The organism is Rhizobium sp. USDA 4016, from assembly GCF_056279705.1.
In genome coordinates this window covers 466,121-482,862 of the sequence record NZ_JBWCCY010000002.1, presented here as the reverse complement: position 1 = coordinate 482,862, position 16,742 = coordinate 466,121, and the positions used below count along the sequence as shown (strand labels likewise).

Here is a 16,742-nt window from a genome sequence, read left to right as displayed (position 1 = left end):
GAAAACTCCTTTGTTCTATCTTGGTGCTAGATCCTGGGTGGCTTACGCTTCCTGGACGGGAAGCACCGTCAATGCTGGTGAAGTCTCTAGCGATCGGCGACACACCCATTGCTGGCGTGTCCTTTGATGATCTATCGAAAGTGATTTGCCGCCGCGCCAGAACGATTGCTGCCGCTGTAGAGCAATTGCTGCTGATGCATCGCATGCCGCAATCGCCCGGGGTTTCGCTGGTCAGTTGAATGCGGCCGCGAGAGAAACGTCCGGCAATGATCCTCAAGGACATCCTGGCCCTCGGGATCGTCCTTTTGGTTTTCGACCGCTTCGACCTTAAGGCCGCCAGGGTTCGCTCCATCATCTGCCGGGCCAGCGCCAGCCGGTCGTGCTCCTTCAGGCCGATTTCCGCGGCCGCGGTCAGACTTTGAGCGATCGCGAGTAGCCGGGATTCGCCATCACGATGCCGGGGGTAGATTTCCGCCTGCCGCACGATTCCTCGAGCGACCAGGAAGCATTCGTTGTCGAGTGGTCGTTTGCAGCGGAATACACAGGATGGGTTGTGCAAAAGTGTGAGTTGACCGTTTTCGATGGCGAGGCGACACTTGCAGCCTGCAGCAAGGCAGGAGAAAAAACGATGGATGAACCAGACCGCTGGCGCCACATGGCAAGCGCGCCGAAAGACGGCAGTCGGATCCTCGTCACGATCCACCCGTCCGAACAGGGGCCGGCAGAAGTTGACCTCGCGTACTGGTCGAATGGCGATCAGTTCGGTGCAGAAGGCTGGCGTGCTTCCGATTCCTCGCCCGGCCGCATCATCGAATACGCTGAGCCGGAATTGAAGTGCTGGATGCCGATGCCCTCGGCCAATCTCAATCGCACCTCGATGCCCTCACCCTGGGAGGGTGACGACGCCCTGCAGCTCGACGGCTCAGGGATTTAAGAACTCGATCCCGGGCGCGACACTATCGGTTGGGCCTCGAGCGTCTTGGCTCCGGAGTATGGGCACGCGCCGCGGGTGGCATCGGAAACGACGCAGATGATCGTGAATCCCGCGCACTTACCATAAGCTCTCAACTCCAGAAGAAGATTGGGGTTTGTGGCAACATCGATACAATCCCGAAGTCGCTCTCTCGTACATCTACTTCAGACGCAGAAGCCCAACCATACAGCAAAAGTGCACTAACGCTCTTGATAGGAAGCGAACCGACGACCCCGCCATTTCGCAACTGAAGCTCTAGCTGCACGAGCATTGCCGGAAATTCGACAACTACGGCATCAGAAGCCAACCTCTTTCTGATGGCGCACGGCGAGGACTGTCAAAAAATCCTCATCGATACGGTAGCGCGCAATATATCCGCTGTCACCGAAATCAATGAGCCATTCCCGATACTGATCAGGCAGGTCTTCAACGAGCCGTCCCATGTAGGGATGTCCGCCAAGTGCCTGCAGACCTTTGAGAATAGTTTCGCCCGCTCGCTTGGCGGCCAAGGGGTTTTTCGGCCGCAAGAATTCCCGAAGTCGTTCCAGGTCACGAATGGCAGCCGGGGAGAAGATTATTTGTGGCATTCAGGTGCAGCGCGCTCGTCGTCGGTTCCCCACGTCGAAAGCCATATTTCGACCTCATCCGCGGTCACATGCAGGGCGGTCGCCTGAAATTCATCCCAGGCGTTGAGTGTCTCACTGCGCAGCGCCTCCCGTTTCTCTTCACGATCCACATATTGTTCAATCGCTTCACGCATGATCCAGTGAGAGGAGCGGCGACGGACTTCGGCCAAGTGTTGGACGCGGCCTTTTAGCTCGTCATCGAGCTTGAGCGAGGTAGGTGATGCCATGTCAGCTTCCTTAGTCAAAGGTAATACCTATCGCTAACATAAGTTGTTTCATTGCTCGTGTCTATGATTTCGCCGGATCGCCGCGCTGGATGCAAGGAAGTCTCTCGCCTCGAACGGGTTCGAACCTGCGACCGCCGATTCCTGCGGGCTGCGTACGCCATCTTAGAGTTCTTCATTTATCTACTTGAACCATGCGAGCCTGGGTCGGTTCCGATGCCACAGGTATCGTTCAGGCGCATGCCAACCAAACGGTATCAATTCGTTTCGTTAGTGTGTCAAATGAAGTTACGAGTTGCCCCCGTACCACAACCATGACGGATAGAAGGGGAGCTCCTGAGTCCGAGCGATTAATTAACCCTCGCCCTGCCACTGACTCCTTGCGCTGGAGCTCGTCTTTTACGACGTCCGCCTGCGTGAATGGCAGCCTTCTGTTCCTTCAAGCCATGACAAGTCTCGTCAGCTCTTCGAGGCGGATAAATAACATTGCTTTGACGCTGCCTTGACGGCAGGGCGCTACGACCGGTTGCTAAGTTACGCAGAGGGTTTCAGCGGGTTATGCTTCAGTTTAATTATCACCAGAGCCTCGATCTTGCTTTCGGAGTTCCGATTTCCCTTCCCGGTTGCTTGCCAGGTGCCGCAGGTATGGCAGACTGGTCTCGAGATGCCAGGTCTTCGGCCTGCCAAACGAGCGCATCGGAGGCAACGGGGGCGGGGCCGGTGGATCGCATGAACAAGGAGCAAAATCCGTTTCGGATGTTCCTGCTCGGGCCTTTTGCCCTTGTGGACGCTGGGGGGCGATCGGTCACTCCGAAATCCAAAAAAGCCCAGGCTCTTTTGGCGATGCTTGCATTGTCCGCCCGGGGCTCGCGCTCTAGAATCTGGCTTCGGGACAAGTTGTGGAGCGACCGCTCTGACGACCAGGCGGCAGCTAGTCTGCGCCAGGCCCTTTTGGACATTCATAAGACTCTGGGGCCTGCACGTGATCTCTTGATTGCGGATAAGAATACCGTTTGGCTGGATATGCACCGACTCGTGCTTGATACCGAGCTGGTGGTTCGGACAAAGCGGTCCGCGGATCAAATCACCGACGAATTGCTCGAAGGTATAGACATCCGCGATCCAGAATTCGAGGACTGGTTAACGCTGGAACGGCAGAACTGGTATAGCCGGCTAAATGAAGGACAAGTCCACGATGTCTTCGAGCCGCGACAGCAGCCGAGCCGTGATATCGCCAAACATTCAGCCTTGCTACCTTTGACAGGCGATCCGGATATGCCAAGACGAGGCAAATCCGTGGAAATCGCCAGCAGCAACCCATATCGGCGGCCGGCCGACGGTGACTGGCAATGGATCATGGTCCTTCAGCCCCCTATTATGGTGGGTGCTGGAGAGGGCGGACAAATCGCTGCGACACGGTTCCAGAATCTCATAGCAAAAGCCATCATCGATGGGCTGGCCATTGGCGTCAGGGACCTCTCCTTCACCTTGCCAGATATTGAAGAGAACGAACAGCAGATCAGCCTTCCGATATGCCTACAGCTTCGCCTCACGTTTGACGGTGACATGGTGATGATCGAACTGGTGATGAAGCACCTGATCAACAACCGTATTCATTGGCTGGGCAGTCAGGCAATCAACCGCACGCAGTTCGAGCGGGGCGAGTTCGGCACCGCCGCTGCGCTAATCAGCCACGCCGTCGATCAGCTGGCCTATTTCCAAGAGACCCAGGCAAACGACAGTCGATTGTCGCAAGACGGCCTCCTGATCGACGCCGTCAATGCGATCTTTCGGCTGTCGCGCGGCGATCTAGATAACGCCGAGCGGCGCTTGGAAGAACAGATCCAGTATCAGCCGCGGTCATCGACTTTTGCCTGGCTGTCATTCATCCGGACTTTCCAGGTTGGCCAACGTTTCAACGCGCTTGACGCGCATCTGATCGAGGAAGCTCAGGCCTATGCGCGCAAAGCGCTGGAACTCGATCCGCAGAATTCCGTATCGCTCGCGCTCGTCGGCCACGTCCATTCGTTCCTGTTTTGCGAATATGACTATGCGGCCAACCTGTTTGAAAAATCGATCCGCCTGAACCCGGCCCTGCCGCTCAGCTGGGATCTCTATGCGATGCTTCATTGCTATGCAGGCCAGCCCGACAAGGCCGTGGCCATGGCGCGTTGGGTACAAGAGCTCGGCGTCTACAGCCCGCATAAGTATTACTTCGACACGACCAAATGCATTGCAGCAGCGCTTGCAGGCGATCATGCCGCAGCCATAGCTGCAGGGGAAGAAGCCCTGCGGGCACGGCCGAACTTCAACAGCTTGCTACGCTATCTTGCCTCCAGCCATGCTCATTTCGACGATCTAGGAGGGGCGCGCCATTACCTGCAGCGTCTTGAGGCGGTCGAGGGCAGCTTCTCCATCAATGCCTTTCGCGGCAGCGGCTATCCGCTGCTCGATACAGGCGGCGGCCAGATCTTGATCGACGGCCTGCTCAAGGCGGGCGCCAAGCTGCGCTGACCCGGACATTTTTCAGAACTTCGCGCAAGGAGGCTGCAATGGAAGAAGCGGACACTACAGTGGAATCGCAATCAAAAATCGTTTTATTTCTAAACACTTACAAATTCAGGATTGAGCCGGATACGGTTCTTCCATGCGAACCCAGGGACGATGCCGGGGCTGATCCTCTCGCCGGTGCATCGCCGGTTGCGCCTGATGCAGTCTCCGAACCTGCGCTTTTCGTCGGCACGGATGAAGATGCATCGCTCCTGGCTGGGCCCATGATGGCGACGATGGCCGTAGCCTCGGTCCTCAACAAGAGCGTGGCGAATAAGTCGGTGCTCAACAAGGCGTCGCTGAACAAAAACAAGAACAAAAATAAGAATAAAAACAAGAACAAGATGACGATGGACGGTGCCAGCCTTGGCGTGTCGCAGCTTATCCCTTCCTTCGAGCTGCGCAGGCTGCACCAGCAGCCGTCACGCAACGCCTATACCGCGGCGCGACGCTTCACCTGGGAAACGCTGGACATACTTCCGCCACCGGGCCCCGATTATACCCGTCTCGAAACGACAGTGCTGCTCTCCATGCAACGCCGCGACCGAGAACGTGCGCGGCGCCTGCCCGACATCCAGATCGAGTCGACGATCTCCGTGACGGAATTCACCCGCGCATTGCATATCGAGGATCTCGGGGGTTTTGAGCAGACGGAAGGACTTTTCCAAGCGATCCTGACGGCCTGCGAATATGTAGGACTGATCTACAAGAGTCAGTTCAACCGGCTGCGGCCAAACCAGTTCGAGCCCATGCTGCGGCCGTTGCTGGCCGTGCCCGTCCACGAGTCCTATCCCAGCAACCACTCGTTCCAGTGCTTTTCGATCGCCTTCGCATTCTCGACGATCCTGCCGGAACATCCGGCTACCGACGAGCTAGCCCGCATTGCCCAGAACGTCGCCGAAAACCGTGAATGGGCTGGCCTCCACTATCCCAGCGACACGCAGGCGGGGCGAGATCTCGCCCGACGCTTCGCTCCCTACCTCCACGACGCGTTCGGTCCTCTATTCCAGGCCGTACACGACGAATGGGTCTGAATTCGCCAGCTGCACAACAGGGATCATGAACATGACGGATCAATCACAAATGCCTGAGCCCGCCCCGATCAACTACTATTATCTCTGGCACCTGACTGCGCTTGGTGTGGTCGACGCGGAATACGGATCGGTTCCGCCTGCTCCACCCGCGCTCGATGCGAGCGCCGCACGCGCGCTCCCCGATCCCCTCATCACCGGCACGGTCTGGGATGCCATCGCTTCCGCCGGCCCGTTGCGACCCGCGCGGGTCGCGCTGATCGATGTCGGCGTATCTTCGGACCATCCCAATCTGGCAACCCGGCTTGACCGGGAAGCGTCAATCGATTTGACGACCCATCGTTACGGCGCCCGCGTGCTCGAAATACTCGATACGACTACGCCGTTTGACCGCGAGGAAAGACACGCCTTCTTTGCCGGGCTCAACATCGCTCCGCTCGGCAATATCGGCCTTTCGAATGACGACCGTGACTATCTCAGTGACCTGGTTGCCGAATACGCCACGTCGGAGGGTGTTCTCCGGCGGCTCTATAATCCAGAATCGCTTTTTGCATCGCATGGTACGTGCTGCGCAGGGCTGATCGTCGGCGAACCCGCCGTTGTTGCGGAAGAAGGCACAGCAAGCGCTCCGCCGGAGGGAGCCTTCTACGGCAATGGTGACGAGTTGCGTACGAGCGGCAATCGCAATGTCATCCCCTATTTCGGCGTTGACCCTTTTTCAAAGATCATCTCTATCAGGACGTCCTTCGAAGACGATGTCAGGCAGTTCATCGCTGCCCTTCTTTATGCCTACCATCAGAAGGCGGACGTGATCGTCTTGCCGCGTGGTCTACCGGACCCAAATCGCAGCGTCATTGATCCGAAGAATGAGCTGAAGGCCGACTTGGAACTATGGAAAAACCAGGATGCCGCCAATCTCTTCACGCGCATTGCCTTCGCCGACCAGGGCGGGCCTGAACTGGAGCCGAAGGCTGCGCAGAAAGGCTCCAATCCGGATCGCCCGTGGCATATCCTCAAACAGCTCATCCTCGCCATCAGTCGGCACATTCCGATCGTCTGCGCCGCGGGAAACAGTGGCGAAAGCCAGCTGATCTATCCGGCAAGTCTTGCCGCCGACGACAACGGCATCATCGCCGTCGGGGCCGTTACCGTCGAAGGTTTCCGTTCGGGCTACAGCAATTACGGTGAAGGATTGACGGTTGTCTCCCCCTCCGACGACGGTGAGGTCTTCAACCGGCATCAGTTGCGCCTCGACCGGCTTTCACCATTTGCCGCACAGCACGACTACAGTGCTTTTCGAATGCGGGAATACTACTATTCGCACTTCTCGCTGCTGACGACAGACCTGTCGGGGAGTTTCGGCTATGATCACGGCTCCGATCAATGGTCGGCGATCGTGCCGTTCGGAACCAATCCCGGCATCGGTGGAGGATACTACACCACCTTCGGGGGCACCTCCGGCGCGTCGGCGCAGGTGGGCGGGCTATGCGCCCTGATTCAGCGGGCCTACAAGAGCCGCCACAATCCCGGTGACCGCCTCTCGGGTCCTCATGTCAAGTCCATTCTGAAAGCCGCGTCCCGCCTGAACGCCATTGTCGCACCCGGAACGAGGAAACTGACGGCGGATTGCATGAATGCAGAAAGCGAGGACGCTCTCGACGCGGCCTATTTCTTCGGGTCAGGCCTGCCGAATGCGCGGGCGGCGGTACAGGCGGCTCTGGCGATCTGACCGCTGCGCATGCGCTTTCCAATGTTAAGCCTCCTCGATCGAGGATCCCCGATCGAGGAGGCTTTTGCTTTGTTTACGTCATTTTTTACGGATTTTTAACGCGGAACTGGCGGGCGAATGACGCCCTTGGGCAATAGTGCCTCTCAACCGACGACGCGCAACGTTCCGATGCCGGACGAAGCCGTCCCGAACTGAGGCATTTTCGCCCGATACAACCTTGATCCGTCCGAAGTCAAACCCACGGAGGCTGCCGATGTCCGCGTCCCGTATTCAAGAATTAACAGATGAGGCGCGTCTCCTGCTCAAGCGCAATCCCCTGATGGCAAGTACCGTCTCCCTGCAGCGCGTGGCAACTCGCAACCTTTTGAAGCGACGCTTCCAGTATGGCCGCACGCTTGCGGCGGCTTCGAAGCTCGCCGATTGCTCGGTCGGGATAGAGGCGCTGGCAGGTTATTTCCACGATCTAGCAGATGGCGGATACACTCGTCTGCTGGAGCTTCCGCTAGCGGTTGCCGGACCGGTCGGTGCCGACCCCTACCGTTCATCCGCGCTTGCAGCCTGGATGGGTGGGCTCGCGCGCAGTCTGGAATGGCAGGCAGCCCGCCCCGATGTGCAAGTCGTCAGCGGTTATCTGCAGCCGGATCTGATCGCATCGGATCTTGAACTCGAACGTCAGCCGGCGTGCCGGCTCTCTTGCGGCATCGGCCTCGTCCGCATCGAAAGCCCGGCGCGAAGCCCTATCATGCAAGCCCTCCTCCGCCAATGCATGCCGGACTATCCCAGGCCCGACCGCCCCATCACGGACGATGCGGAATTGGATCGCATCGCCGACCATCTGGAGAAAGCCTTCGCATTAATCGCGGAATTCGACGAGTGCGGCTATCAGCGTCTAATCGCCGGCCTGCACACGCTTCACGTTGGCGAGCGGCGCGAAGGGCAGTGTTCCTTTTCGAGTTCGAACGAATTGCCGGGCAGCGCGCTCATCGCTCTTTCCAGAGAGAGATTGCGCGACGGCGATCATGCCGCGACAGCGGCCCAACTGCTTCACGAGGCGGGAAATATCCTGCTTAGGTTTTATACGACCTCGGCGGCGGCATCCCTGCCTGGGGAGTTCCAATATGTTTCCCCATACAAAAACGACCTACAGACGCTCGAGAGCATCCTGCATACGGCCTACACCATTCCCTGGGAGTGCGCCATGCGCATGGCATGCCTATCCACCGAGGCGGATCCTGAGCACCGCGCCCGGAAAACGGCATTCATAATCGCCTATGCCGCGCGGCAAGTCCCCCTCATCGACATCGCTCGGAAAGGAATCGAACGTCTCGGCGGCGATGTCCTCCTCGACCTCCCAGACATCGCCGCCATTCCTTCCTGGAGTGGCCGGATCCTGGACCTCGTGGGCCAGTTGCTTGCCGAAGAGCCTGTCGCGCACCGCCAGGCCCATCTTGCCGAGCGCCAGCGAGTTCTCGATCGCCAAGCCTGGGATATCGGACAGATGCTCCTGCACGGCAAGGAGCCGATCGATCCCCGGATGGGCCGGCGAGAGATCGATGACAGCGGCGACAATATCAGCCTCTGGTACGACGGAAAATTCCACGTGATCCCGAAGGTCGCCGACCATGCGGTGGGCAAGGATTACGGTCGCTACGCCGCGACCATCCGCGCAATCGCGCCCAGCGAAATGGAGGCGATGTGATGATCAATTATCAGTCTGGACGATTGTCAGCGGCAGTCCGTGCGCCCGTCGACTTCCCGAACTTCTTCGCCCACAGCCTTGGGTGGGGCGGCAGGGGGGCTCTGTTCACCGATAATAGTATCGATGCTGTCGAGGAACAGAGCCCCAAAGTTACTAAGCCTGCGTTCGGCGGCGCGTTGGAGGGTTCCAATATGCCGGCTGAGGACGAATATGTCTCCGCCGCAATCGATCACGACGACGCCTCCCTGACGCCTCTTTGCCATCGGCAACGCGGCTTTGCAGGGTTTCGCGAAATCGACTTCGTCATCATCGGATGCGGCGGCCTGGGCTCGCAGATTGCCATCCAGCTTGCGGCCCTCGGCGCGCGCCATTTCCTTCTCGTGGATGCCGATCGTATCGACGAGAACAACTTGAACCATCTCCGATGGGCGAGCGAAGCTGATCTCGGCTGTCTGAAGACGGACAAGCTGGCGACCTATCTGGCCGCGTGTTTCTCGGCCAATGTCTTCGCGCTCCCCGAATTTGCGGAAGGGGCCGCGGCGCTCCGATTAATCGCAGATTACGCTTACAATCCGTTCGTCGTTCTTGCCGGCGACGATTCTCATCCGGCCCAAGAGTTCCTGACGGCCTGTCACGCATCGAAAGCCGGCCTGCCGCCCCACGTGCATGTCGGCCGCTGCGGGGCCCATTGCATGGCAGGTCCCCCGGTGGCAGTGCATGATGACGCATGCCCCGTCTGCCAATGCGTCGCCCAGGTCGCAACCGACGGCAGCTTTCTCGCCCCACCGGCCGCTGCCGACAACGCATTTATCGCTGGCCTTGCCGTGTCGCAGATCACCGAAGAGTGCCTTTCGAAGCACTCCGCATCGCGGGGACGCCGATGGATATTGGACCTCAAAAGCAATCAGGCCGAGTTCCGTTGTCTTCCCAAACACCTTGAATGGGCGAGCCTGGTTCGCCGCTACGAGAGGCGCTGATATGGATCATATCGAAATCGCTGATGCCATCTATCCGGCTGCGACAAATTCAGAGCCGCGGTCGTTCGCGCTGTGCTCAGTCATCGGCTATGCCGGTGCAACTGGCGGAAAGAACGATGAGCTGACCATATCCGAAGCTCTTCGTGATCCACTGATCGCCATGGTGATGCGCGCCGATGGCGTGACCTCCGAAGAATTCAAGCGAGTTCTTCAGACGGCAGCCCGTGAGGTGGAAACTAAACTGGCCAACGCTATCAGAGGAGATGGGAAGGAACAGGCAATGAGGACGCCCACGCCTTCGCACCAATGGGAGGATACGCGACGTTTTTGTCGAAACGACGCGGAAGATGGTTGATGAGCATGTGTAGTCAATCCCGGTTCGAACCATAGCACGGGATCACATTGGCTGTCCGGCGGAGTTCAGGGGCAATGAAATTCGATATGTTGAGAAGCTTCCCAACGATAATTCTTGCTTTCGCGGAAGGCAAAGATCGCAAGGTGATCCGTACCGCACGCGAGGCTGCCCAACTGTTGCTGAAGGAATGGCCCACCGACGATGGTGAGGAATTCTTCACGGCGGTGAGGACCTGTTTGGAGGTCCTTACCGGAAAAACCGAACCCGAGAACTTGCACGAGGCGATCGTCCGCGCCGCATATGAAGCGGGTATCGCGGCGATCACGACTGATCACCACCTGGGTATCCTCAGGATCTATCCAGTCAGCGAGGTCCGCCGGGCATGCGCTCATCGCAATCCCGCTTCCATCGAGCCGCTTCGGCTATCGCCATCAGTGCGCCGACGTCGGCAGCGAAAATGGTCGGGGCGAACCAAAAAGGCATTGATCGGAAATGCATCGGGGCGTTTCGAATGAAGGCGAAACTGCCCCCCCTGCAGGGCAAGTTGGGCTTCAAATTCCGCTGGCGAGCGATAGCCGAGGCGGAGTACAGCCGCTTGTAAGACATATTCGATAAACTTGGGCAATCGCTGGCCACGTCCCGAAAGTTTCGAAGCCAGCGGGGTAGACGCTGGAGAAATAGCGATGTCGTTTTCCCTTCGACCGCCGTTCGCTGCATATTTCGGGCCGTCGATGTTGACCTTGATCTCTGAGGCGAAGAAGTCGAAAAAAGCTCGTGTCAGAGAAGTCCAGTACGAAACCCTGCCCCCGGATGAAGTCGACGAGATCATCTACGAGGCGCAGATGGACCGTATCGAGCTAATAAACCTTCCCTCTAGATGCAGCATTGAGTTAGCTATTAATTGTTTCTTGGAGCTGCAGGCCGAAAAGGCGCTTCAAGGTCCAGCATACCCGGAAGTCTTTTTCGATGATTGTGTTGGCGCCCCCTCGAACAGCGCCTGTTTCGCCAAAGAGGGCAGCTCGACCATCAATCGGAAGAAGAGCTACACTATCCATCGATTCCACCCGACGCTGCGTTGGCAATCGATACGAGCGTCGGCCTCATCCAGGCGGGGGCCTGGACCGCAGAGGAAGCGAGCGTCTTCTTGTCACTTGCTGACAAACGACGCGCTGCGATCTGTGCAACGTCGCCGGCACGCATCGCTCCCACATGGCGAAGCGCTTGCACGACCGTGCCAGCCGCACTGCCAGGAGCGATCAAATGCTTGGGCGAGGCATGTCGCAGATCGACTACGCGCTTGCCCAAGACGACACGGCGGGAGGGACCATCGGTGAGATAGGTGTTCTTTGCCGGCACCTGCGTGCTGAGCCCGAGCGCGTTCGCGGCGCGCGCGCCCGCAATCTGCAATTGGGAACCAGTCTCGCGCGCTAGTGCTTGCGCGATATCATCTGGGGCTGGCGAAAGGAGCCCAAGCTGCGGATGGACCTTCGGGAAATCGTACAGGCCTCGTACGAGGCGCCGGAGCTTACCACCCTTGGCCAGTCGGGAAAGCGCTTGATCGATCGCGGCGCGTCCGGCGATGCCTAGGAAATCACTGGGCGTGAAAACGCTGCCACGCCCGCCAGCGCGGGCGCGCTTCATGATCTGATTCGGAACCGATGTCGCTACATTCTTCATATGTCAGAAAATAGTGCATGTTTTTCTGACATTCAAGTTCTTTCCAACGCCAAGCCGCTCGTCGTCTAACGCTGCCACCGGAATGCCCATGCCAGTTTGCCGGCAGTGAGAGCCTGCCCGCCCATCAAAGCTGAAAGGATGTTGGCGCACGCCACATCTCCGATGAGGGCCGCGACCTCAGCGCAGATGTCGTCAGATGCAATATTTGACACCGGCCCGAAGATAGACTGCTTGGTGTCCTTCGTCAGTTCCTTCATGGTTCGGCCTTGGTCGAAGCAATGTCGGGCCAATCCACGATAAATCAGAGGAGTTACAAAACCACTCGAACGCGAGACGATCATGACAACACAAAAAACGGATATGAGAATAGAACTCGCGCTCCTTCTCGCGCTCGCGACGCTTTGGGGCGCGTCCTACACGTTCATCAAGATCGGCGTGGAAACGATCCCTCCGGTGACGCTGATCGCCGCCCGCACCTTGATGGCCGGCGCGATCCTTCTTGGCGTCATCAGGTCACGCGGATTGGCCTTGCCAAGGGACCTCGCGACATGGCGGCGTTTCCTGTTTCAAGCCTGCCTCAACAGCGTGATTCCATTTACATTGATCGCCTGGGCGGAACGCACCGTGGATGCCGGGCTTGCTGCGATTCTGAATTCCACGACGCCGATCTTCGCGTTCCTTTTGACGGTCCTTATCACGCATCACGAACCAATGACTGGCCGCAAGCTGTTCGGCGTTGCAGCCGGCATTACCGGCACCTGCCTCATCATCGGCATCGAGGCATTTCATGGGCTCGGCGATGAACTGCCAGCGCAGCTTGCCATTGTGGCCGCCACTGTCTGCTACGCTGGAGCCGCTATCTTCGGCCGGGGTTTCAAGGGGCTTGACCCAATCATGCCCGCAGCGGGATCACTCATCTGCGGTGCGGTCATCCTCATTCCCGTCAGCCTTGTCGTTGATCAGCCGTGGACACTGATGCCCACTTCGGCATCGATCCTGGCATTGCTCGGCCTCTCGGTGTTTTCGACCGCCCTCGCGTTCGTCATCTATTTCCGGCTCGTTCACACACTCGGCTCGGTCGGTACGACTGCCCAGGCCTACCTCCGGGTTCCGATCGGCGTGGGGATCGGAGTCCTGTTTCTCGGTGAAACCATGACCTCAACCGCGTGGGTGGGGCTCGCTTGCGTCATTGCCGGCGTGACCGCGATGACCATTCCCGCTCGCAAGCCAGCGCTGGCCGGTTGAGAAGGATGCCACGCTTTCATGAAAGCTCACCGGAGCTATACGAACCCGTCATCGTTCCGCATGAATCCTGGAACGCAGGAGGGAATGCACCTCACTCCATTGAGTTAACCTTGCAATTATGGATCATATCTCCATAATTGCGAGCATGATACCAAGACGCAAAACAGCAGAGCTCATCGAGCTCCTCAATAACAATCCAGCGGTCGCCTTGCTCGGGCCTCGACAGGTGGGGAAAACCACCCTTGCATTGGAGGTCGGCGAGCAACGGCCGTCTATCTATCTCGATCTGGAATCCGACGCGGATCGTGCCAAACTCGCCGAGCCGGAACTTTATCTTGCCGGACATGAGGACAAACTCGTTATCCTCGACGAGGTCCATCGCGTCCCGGACCTGTTCCAGAACCTTCGCGGCCTGATCGACCGAGGGCGACGGAAGGGACTGCGCAGCGGCCGTTTCCTGTTGCTTGGCTCGGCCTCCATGGATCTCCTGAAACAGTCTGGCGAGAGCCTGGCCGGTCGGATCGCCTATCTGGAACTCGCACCGATCGACGGCCTCGAGGTCGAAGCCGGCGAACTCAACAAGCTTTGGGTTAGAGGAGGGTTCCCCGACAGCCTTCTGGCGGCCAACGACACCGTCAGCCAACGCTGGCGCATCGATTTCATCCGGACCTATCTCGAGCGTGACATCCCTCTTCTGGGTCCGAGGATCCCAGCCGAAACGCTACGCCGCTTCTGGACGATGCTCGCTCATTACCAATCAGGCCTCCTCAACGCGGCGGAGTTCGCCCGCGCACTCGGTGTCGACGGAAAGACAGTCGCTTCCTATCTCGACCTCATGGTCGATCTGCTTCTGGTGCGTCGGCTCGAGCCCTGGCACAGCAATGCCGGCAAGCGCCTGGTGAAATCGCCGCGCGTCTATGTTCGCGATTCCGGCCTGCTCCACAGTCTGCTTGGCTTGACCACGCTTGATGATGTCCTGGGCCACCCCGTGGCCGGAGCGAGTTGGGAAGGCTTCGTGATCGAGACCCTTCATGCAGTTATGCCAGAGGGTACCCAAGCCAATTTCTATCGCACCTCGGCCGGCGCCGAGATCGACCTCGTTGTCGCCTTGCCCCGTGAACGCCGCTGGGCGATCGAGATCAAGAGAAGTCTCACGCCAAAGGTAGAGCGGGGTTTCCACCACGCCTGCCTCGATCTGGAGCCGGATCGCCGCATCGTGGTGTACCCAGGCAACGAAGCGTATCCTCTTGGCAATGATATCGAGGTGCTCCCTTTGCACCAGCTTGGCGAACAACTCGCAGGCGGTCGCGAATGATATTCGCGTGGATTCTGTCGCTATTTCAGGATTTCATCGACACGTCTGGCGAACCTGTCGATCGTATCAACACGTTGTTTTGGCTTGCTCGTTCAGCGGGGCAGGTATGAAACAGGCAAAGGCACCTGATCGGCTATGCTCGCGTTTCTGGAGCAAGCGACGGAAGCTCAGGAGAGTGAGCTGCGCTCGGTCGGCGGCGACGTCATCATCCAGGAACACGGCTCCCTTTTCCCTCTCCGACGATACGGCACCCGAACATATCTCCGGCCTGTGCACGCCTCCGAAGATCCAGAAGCGGATAGAACGACATCGAAAGACGCCCGGTAATAGTATGCCGTGGCGCATCTTCCATTGTGATCATCAGAAGATCAGTGTCCGATCGGCATCCTGATCGCCTCTCGCATGACTGCCAAAAAGGAAAACCGCTGTCACAGGCATAGCGTCTGCCGGACTCGAATGGATAGTTGGTAGGTCATCAAGGATTCCTCGTCTTCCGGAGGGGCTTCGTGCGGGAATACGCTGACCAATATTTTGATACAAACTTTGGTCAGTAGCGATCAGACCTTGTTAGGCGAAACTGCCCCGCCTGCTGGGCAAGTTGGGTTTCAAATTCCGCTGGCGAACGATAGCCGAGGGCAGAGTACAGCCGCTTGTAGACCTCTTCGATAAACTTGGGCAATCGCTCGGCCACGTCCCCAAAGGTTCGTAGCCAGCGGGGTAGACGTTGGAGGAAATAGCGAAGTCGTTTTCCCTTCGAACCTCCGTTCGCTGTATTCGGGCCGTCGATGTTGACCTTGATCTCTGAGGCGAAGAAGTCGGAAAAGCTCGTGTCAGAGAAGTCTAGTACGAAACCCTGCCCCCCCGATGAAGTCGACGAGATCATCTACGAGGCGCAGCTCATGGACGACCCCTGTTCCGCCGCGTCATTGCCCAAGGCAAATTTGTCGGCGCGGAGCGGCTGAACGACAAGGAGGTTGCGCGCCTGGTGAAGCGTGCCGCCATAGCTGCCGGCGTTCGTGGTGATCTCAGCGAACTGGAGCGCGCGTTCAAATTCTCAGGCCACTCGTTGCGCGCGGGCCTCGCCTCTTCCGCCGAGGTCGATGAACGCTACGTCCAGAAGCAACTGGGACATGCCTCGGCGGAGATGACTCGCCGCTATCAGCGCCGCAGGGGCCTTTTCCGGGTGAACTTGACCAAGGCTTCAGGGCTTTAAGGTCGCCCTCCCCTACCCGTCCAAAATACTTGCGTTAGATCCGACCGTCGCATATAGTCACGATAGTCACTATAGTCAGGAGCGAATAATGCAACCATCAACGCACGATGACAAAAGCTGGACGGTCGCCGGCGCCAAGGCAAAACTTTCGGAGGTTATCGAACGCGCACAATCTGTGCCCCAGACGATCACCCGAAACGGAAAACCGAGCGTCGTCGTCGTGTCGGCCGAGGAATGGCACAAGAAGACCGCACGCAAAGGTTCGCTCGCCGAGTTCCTGATGGACTCGCCACTTCGCGGCGCCGATCTGGACCTCGAGCGTCAACGTGATGAACCACGTGATTTGCCGCTGTGAGACTGCTCCTCGACACCAATGTCTTGTCCGAGGTGACGAAGCCGCGTCCCGATACACGCGTCCTGGAATGGCTTGATGGGCTTGACGAAGATCGCGCCTTCATCAGTGTTGTATCGATCGCGGAAATTCGCCGCGGTGTTGCTCTGATGGACAGTGGGCGAAAACGCGACGCGCTGGCGGAATGGCTTGCCAGGGATCTTCCGCAACGTTTCGAGCAGCGCGTCATTCCGGCAGAGGAGCCTGTCGCCCTGGCGTGGGGCGACCTGATGGCACTTGCGAAGCGAAGCGGTCGCGGGCTCTCATCGATGGACGGTTTGATCGCTGCTACGGCAATGGCACACGATCTTACCCTCGCCACGCGCAATACCAGGGACTTTGAAGGTTTCGGAATCGAGATCGTCGATCCATGGAGCAGCTAACTAGCGACATTATCGCCCGTCGTCGGAAAGGTTGCCTGCGTGCTCTCCTACAGCCTGCTGAAAAACCATGCCGGCATTCTGCTGATCGGCGATTACACATCCCTCAGTTGGCTGCATGAGGTCATTCATGACGTCAACGACAGATCCCCGCTTGTCATGAGTCGGCTTGATGGATGCTCTACATCATTGTGGCATGGCTGCGAACTGACCGTTTCAACATTTTTAGTCAACAGCATCAGAGGCTGCCAAGGAACCGGACGTTGTCAGCGCAACCATGCGATTCGCATAGCGCATCAGAAGCGGATTTCATGGTACTGGTTGGCGCGGGACTTTCGATGACGTCATACTGCGGAG

The 16,742-nt window shown here is 58.4% G+C and carries 19 protein-coding genes and 3 pseudogenes; 15 read left to right on the top strand and 7 right to left on the bottom strand.

The genetic code is table 11. From position 1 onward, the window contains the following. Window positions 1-71: 71 nt before the first annotated feature. On the top strand, window positions 72-239 hold the full coding sequence (locus ACZ9DP_RS03245; protein WP_476202288.1) for a hypothetical protein: 168 nt from the start codon (window positions 72-74) through the stop codon (window positions 237-239). A gap of 83 nt (window positions 240-322) precedes the next feature. On the opposite strand, the pseudogene ACZ9DP_RS03240 reads toward ACZ9DP_RS03245, so the two are convergent. Further along, window positions 323-460: pseudogene (locus tag ACZ9DP_RS03240) on the bottom strand (DUF1612 domain-containing protein); the annotation flags it as partial. A gap of 168 nt (window positions 461-628) precedes the next feature. On the opposite strand from ACZ9DP_RS03240, the gene ACZ9DP_RS03235 reads away from it, so the two are divergent. Beyond that, window positions 629-934 (top strand): hypothetical protein, encoded by a 306-nt coding sequence (locus ACZ9DP_RS03235; RefSeq protein WP_239602765.1) that lies wholly within the window; start codon window positions 629-631, stop codon window positions 932-934. 335 nt (window positions 935-1,269) lie between these two features. Here ACZ9DP_RS03235 and ACZ9DP_RS03230 read toward each other — a convergent pair whose 3' ends face one another. Further along, on the bottom strand, window positions 1,270-1,560 hold the full coding sequence (locus tag ACZ9DP_RS03230; protein ID WP_476200220.1) for a type II toxin-antitoxin system RelE/ParE family toxin: 291 nt from the start codon (window positions 1,558-1,560) through the stop codon (window positions 1,270-1,272). After that, window positions 1,548-1,826: a CopG family ribbon-helix-helix protein gene (locus ACZ9DP_RS03225; RefSeq protein ID WP_476200219.1), complete on the bottom strand. Its 279-nt coding sequence runs from the start codon at window positions 1,824-1,826 to the stop codon at window positions 1,548-1,550. Before ACZ9DP_RS03225 ends, ACZ9DP_RS03230 begins: the two co-directional genes overlap by 13 nt. 555 nt (window positions 1,827-2,381) lie before the next feature. Here ACZ9DP_RS03225 and ACZ9DP_RS03220 point away from each other — a divergent pair. The 7 genes and pseudogenes from ACZ9DP_RS03220 to ACZ9DP_RS03190 all read left to right on the top strand — a co-directional run. Then, the gene (locus ACZ9DP_RS03220; RefSeq protein ID WP_476200218.1) at window positions 2,382-4,337 is read left to right on the top strand and encodes an SARP family transcriptional regulator; all 1,956 of its coding nucleotides are present in this window, start codon (window positions 2,382-2,384) and stop codon (window positions 4,335-4,337) included. Between the two features lie 38 nt (window positions 4,338-4,375). Beyond that, a complete protein-coding gene (locus ACZ9DP_RS03215; protein WP_476200217.1) occupies window positions 4,376-5,407 on the top strand; it encodes a phosphatase PAP2 family protein in 1,032 nt (343 codons plus the stop codon). 31 nt (window positions 5,408-5,438) lie between these two features. Then, window positions 5,439-7,133 (top strand): S8 family serine peptidase, encoded by a 1,695-nt coding sequence (locus tag ACZ9DP_RS03210; RefSeq protein ID WP_476200216.1) that lies wholly within the window; start codon window positions 5,439-5,441, stop codon window positions 7,131-7,133. A 253-nt stretch (window positions 7,134-7,386) separates the two neighbouring features. Then, window positions 7,387-8,832, top strand: a complete 1,446-nt coding sequence (locus ACZ9DP_RS03205; protein ID WP_476200214.1) for an aKG-HExxH-type peptide beta-hydroxylase — start codon at window positions 7,387-7,389, stop codon at window positions 8,830-8,832. After that, window positions 8,832-9,809, top strand: coding sequence for a ThiF family adenylyltransferase (locus tag ACZ9DP_RS03200; protein WP_476200213.1), 978 nt, complete (start codon window positions 8,832-8,834; stop codon window positions 9,807-9,809). Before ACZ9DP_RS03205 ends, ACZ9DP_RS03200 begins: the two co-directional genes overlap by 1 nt. A gap of 70 nt (window positions 9,810-9,879) precedes the next feature. Continuing rightward, window positions 9,880-10,164, top strand: a complete 285-nt coding sequence (locus tag ACZ9DP_RS03195; protein ID WP_476202183.1) for a hypothetical protein — start codon at window positions 9,880-9,882, stop codon at window positions 10,162-10,164. 74 nt (window positions 10,165-10,238) lie between these two features. After that, window positions 10,239-10,541, top strand: a pseudogene (locus ACZ9DP_RS03190) (DUF982 domain-containing protein); the annotation flags it as partial. 11 nt (window positions 10,542-10,552) lie between these two features. Here ACZ9DP_RS03190 and ACZ9DP_RS03185 read toward each other — a convergent pair. The 3 genes from ACZ9DP_RS03185 to ACZ9DP_RS03175 all read right to left on the bottom strand — a co-directional run bounded on the left by ACZ9DP_RS03185 (window position 10,553) and on the right by ACZ9DP_RS03175 (window position 12,098). Then, entirely contained in the window at window positions 10,553-10,993 is a 441-nt protein-coding gene (locus tag ACZ9DP_RS03185; protein ID WP_476202287.1) for a hypothetical protein, read from the bottom strand. Between the two features lie 218 nt (window positions 10,994-11,211). Then, on the bottom strand, window positions 11,212-11,805 hold the full coding sequence (locus ACZ9DP_RS03180) for a DUF6088 family protein (RefSeq protein WP_476200211.1): 594 nt from the start codon (window positions 11,803-11,805) through the stop codon (window positions 11,212-11,214). 101 nt (window positions 11,806-11,906) lie between these two features. Continuing rightward, on the bottom strand, window positions 11,907-12,098 hold the full coding sequence (locus ACZ9DP_RS03175; protein WP_476200209.1) for a hypothetical protein: 192 nt from the start codon (window positions 12,096-12,098) through the stop codon (window positions 11,907-11,909). A gap of 82 nt (window positions 12,099-12,180) precedes the next feature. Between ACZ9DP_RS03175 and ACZ9DP_RS03170 the strand changes: the two genes are divergently transcribed. Next, window positions 12,181-13,086: a DMT family transporter gene (locus ACZ9DP_RS03170; RefSeq protein ID WP_476200208.1), complete on the top strand. Its 906-nt coding sequence runs from the start codon at window positions 12,181-12,183 to the stop codon at window positions 13,084-13,086. 145 nt (window positions 13,087-13,231) lie between these two features. Beyond that, a complete protein-coding gene (locus ACZ9DP_RS03165) occupies window positions 13,232-14,401 on the top strand; it encodes an ATP-binding protein (RefSeq protein ID WP_476200207.1) in 1,170 nt (389 codons plus the stop codon). A gap of 547 nt (window positions 14,402-14,948) precedes the next feature. On the opposite strand, the gene ACZ9DP_RS03160 is transcribed toward ACZ9DP_RS03165, so the two are convergent. Next, window positions 14,949-15,284: a hypothetical protein gene (locus ACZ9DP_RS03160; RefSeq protein WP_476200206.1), complete on the bottom strand. Its 336-nt coding sequence runs from the start codon at window positions 15,282-15,284 to the stop codon at window positions 14,949-14,951. Between the two features lie 12 nt (window positions 15,285-15,296). Here ACZ9DP_RS03160 and ACZ9DP_RS03155 point away from each other — a divergent pair. The 4 genes and pseudogenes from ACZ9DP_RS03155 to ACZ9DP_RS03140 form a co-directional block, all read left to right on the top strand. Next, window positions 15,297-15,614 (top strand): annotated as a pseudogene (locus tag ACZ9DP_RS03155) (tyrosine-type recombinase/integrase); the annotation flags it as partial. Between the two features lie 88 nt (window positions 15,615-15,702). Beyond that, a complete protein-coding gene (locus tag ACZ9DP_RS03150) occupies window positions 15,703-15,969 on the top strand; it encodes a type II toxin-antitoxin system Phd/YefM family antitoxin (protein WP_372419364.1) in 267 nt (88 codons plus the stop codon). Further along, complete coding sequence (locus ACZ9DP_RS03145; RefSeq protein WP_476200204.1) at window positions 15,966-16,388, top strand: PIN domain-containing protein; 423 nt, start codon at window positions 15,966-15,968, stop codon at window positions 16,386-16,388. Before ACZ9DP_RS03150 ends, ACZ9DP_RS03145 begins: the two co-directional genes overlap by 4 nt. A 39-nt stretch (window positions 16,389-16,427) precedes the next feature. Continuing rightward, window positions 16,428-16,727, top strand: a complete 300-nt coding sequence (locus ACZ9DP_RS03140) for a hypothetical protein (RefSeq protein WP_476200202.1) — start codon at window positions 16,428-16,430, stop codon at window positions 16,725-16,727. Window positions 16,728-16,742 lie beyond the last annotated feature (15 nt).

Bases quoted from the DNA above. Each gene is read 5' to 3' on its own strand.
- ACZ9DP_RS03245 (WP_476202288.1), top strand. From the start codon at position 72: ATGCTGGTGAAGTCTCTAGCGATCGGCGACACACCCATTGCTGGCGTG.
- ACZ9DP_RS03235 (WP_239602765.1), top strand. From the start codon at position 629: ATGGATGAACCAGACCGCTGGCGCCACATGGCAAGCGCGCCGAAAGAC.
- ACZ9DP_RS03230 (WP_476200220.1), bottom strand. From the start codon at position 1,560: ATGCCACAAATAATCTTCTCCCCGGCTGCCATTCGTGACCTGGAACGA.
- ACZ9DP_RS03225 (WP_476200219.1), bottom strand. From the start codon at position 1,826: ATGGCATCACCTACCTCGCTCAAGCTCGATGACGAGCTAAAAGGCCGC.
- ACZ9DP_RS03220 (WP_476200218.1), top strand. From the start codon at position 2,382: ATGCTTCAGTTTAATTATCACCAGAGCCTCGATCTTGCTTTCGGAGTT.
- ACZ9DP_RS03215 (WP_476200217.1), top strand. From the start codon at position 4,376: ATGGAAGAAGCGGACACTACAGTGGAATCGCAATCAAAAATCGTTTTA.
- ACZ9DP_RS03210 (WP_476200216.1), top strand. From the start codon at position 5,439: ATGACGGATCAATCACAAATGCCTGAGCCCGCCCCGATCAACTACTAT.
- ACZ9DP_RS03205 (WP_476200214.1), top strand. From the start codon at position 7,387: ATGTCCGCGTCCCGTATTCAAGAATTAACAGATGAGGCGCGTCTCCTG.
- ACZ9DP_RS03200 (WP_476200213.1), top strand. From the start codon at position 8,832: ATGATCAATTATCAGTCTGGACGATTGTCAGCGGCAGTCCGTGCGCCC.
- ACZ9DP_RS03185 (WP_476202287.1), bottom strand. From the start codon at position 10,993: ATGATCTCGTCGACTTCATCCGGGGGCAGGGTTTCGTACTGGACTTCT.
- ACZ9DP_RS03180 (WP_476200211.1), bottom strand. From the start codon at position 11,805: ATGAAGCGCGCCCGCGCTGGCGGGCGTGGCAGCGTTTTCACGCCCAGT.
- ACZ9DP_RS03175 (WP_476200209.1), bottom strand. From the start codon at position 12,098: ATGAAGGAACTGACGAAGGACACCAAGCAGTCTATCTTCGGGCCGGTG.
- ACZ9DP_RS03170 (WP_476200208.1), top strand. From the start codon at position 12,181: ATGACAACACAAAAAACGGATATGAGAATAGAACTCGCGCTCCTTCTC.
- ACZ9DP_RS03165 (WP_476200207.1), top strand. From the start codon at position 13,232: ATGATACCAAGACGCAAAACAGCAGAGCTCATCGAGCTCCTCAATAAC.
- ACZ9DP_RS03160 (WP_476200206.1), bottom strand. From the start codon at position 15,284: ATGATCTCGTCGACTTCATCGGGGGGGCAGGGTTTCGTACTAGACTTC.
- ACZ9DP_RS03150 (WP_372419364.1), top strand. From the start codon at position 15,703: ATGCAACCATCAACGCACGATGACAAAAGCTGGACGGTCGCCGGCGCC.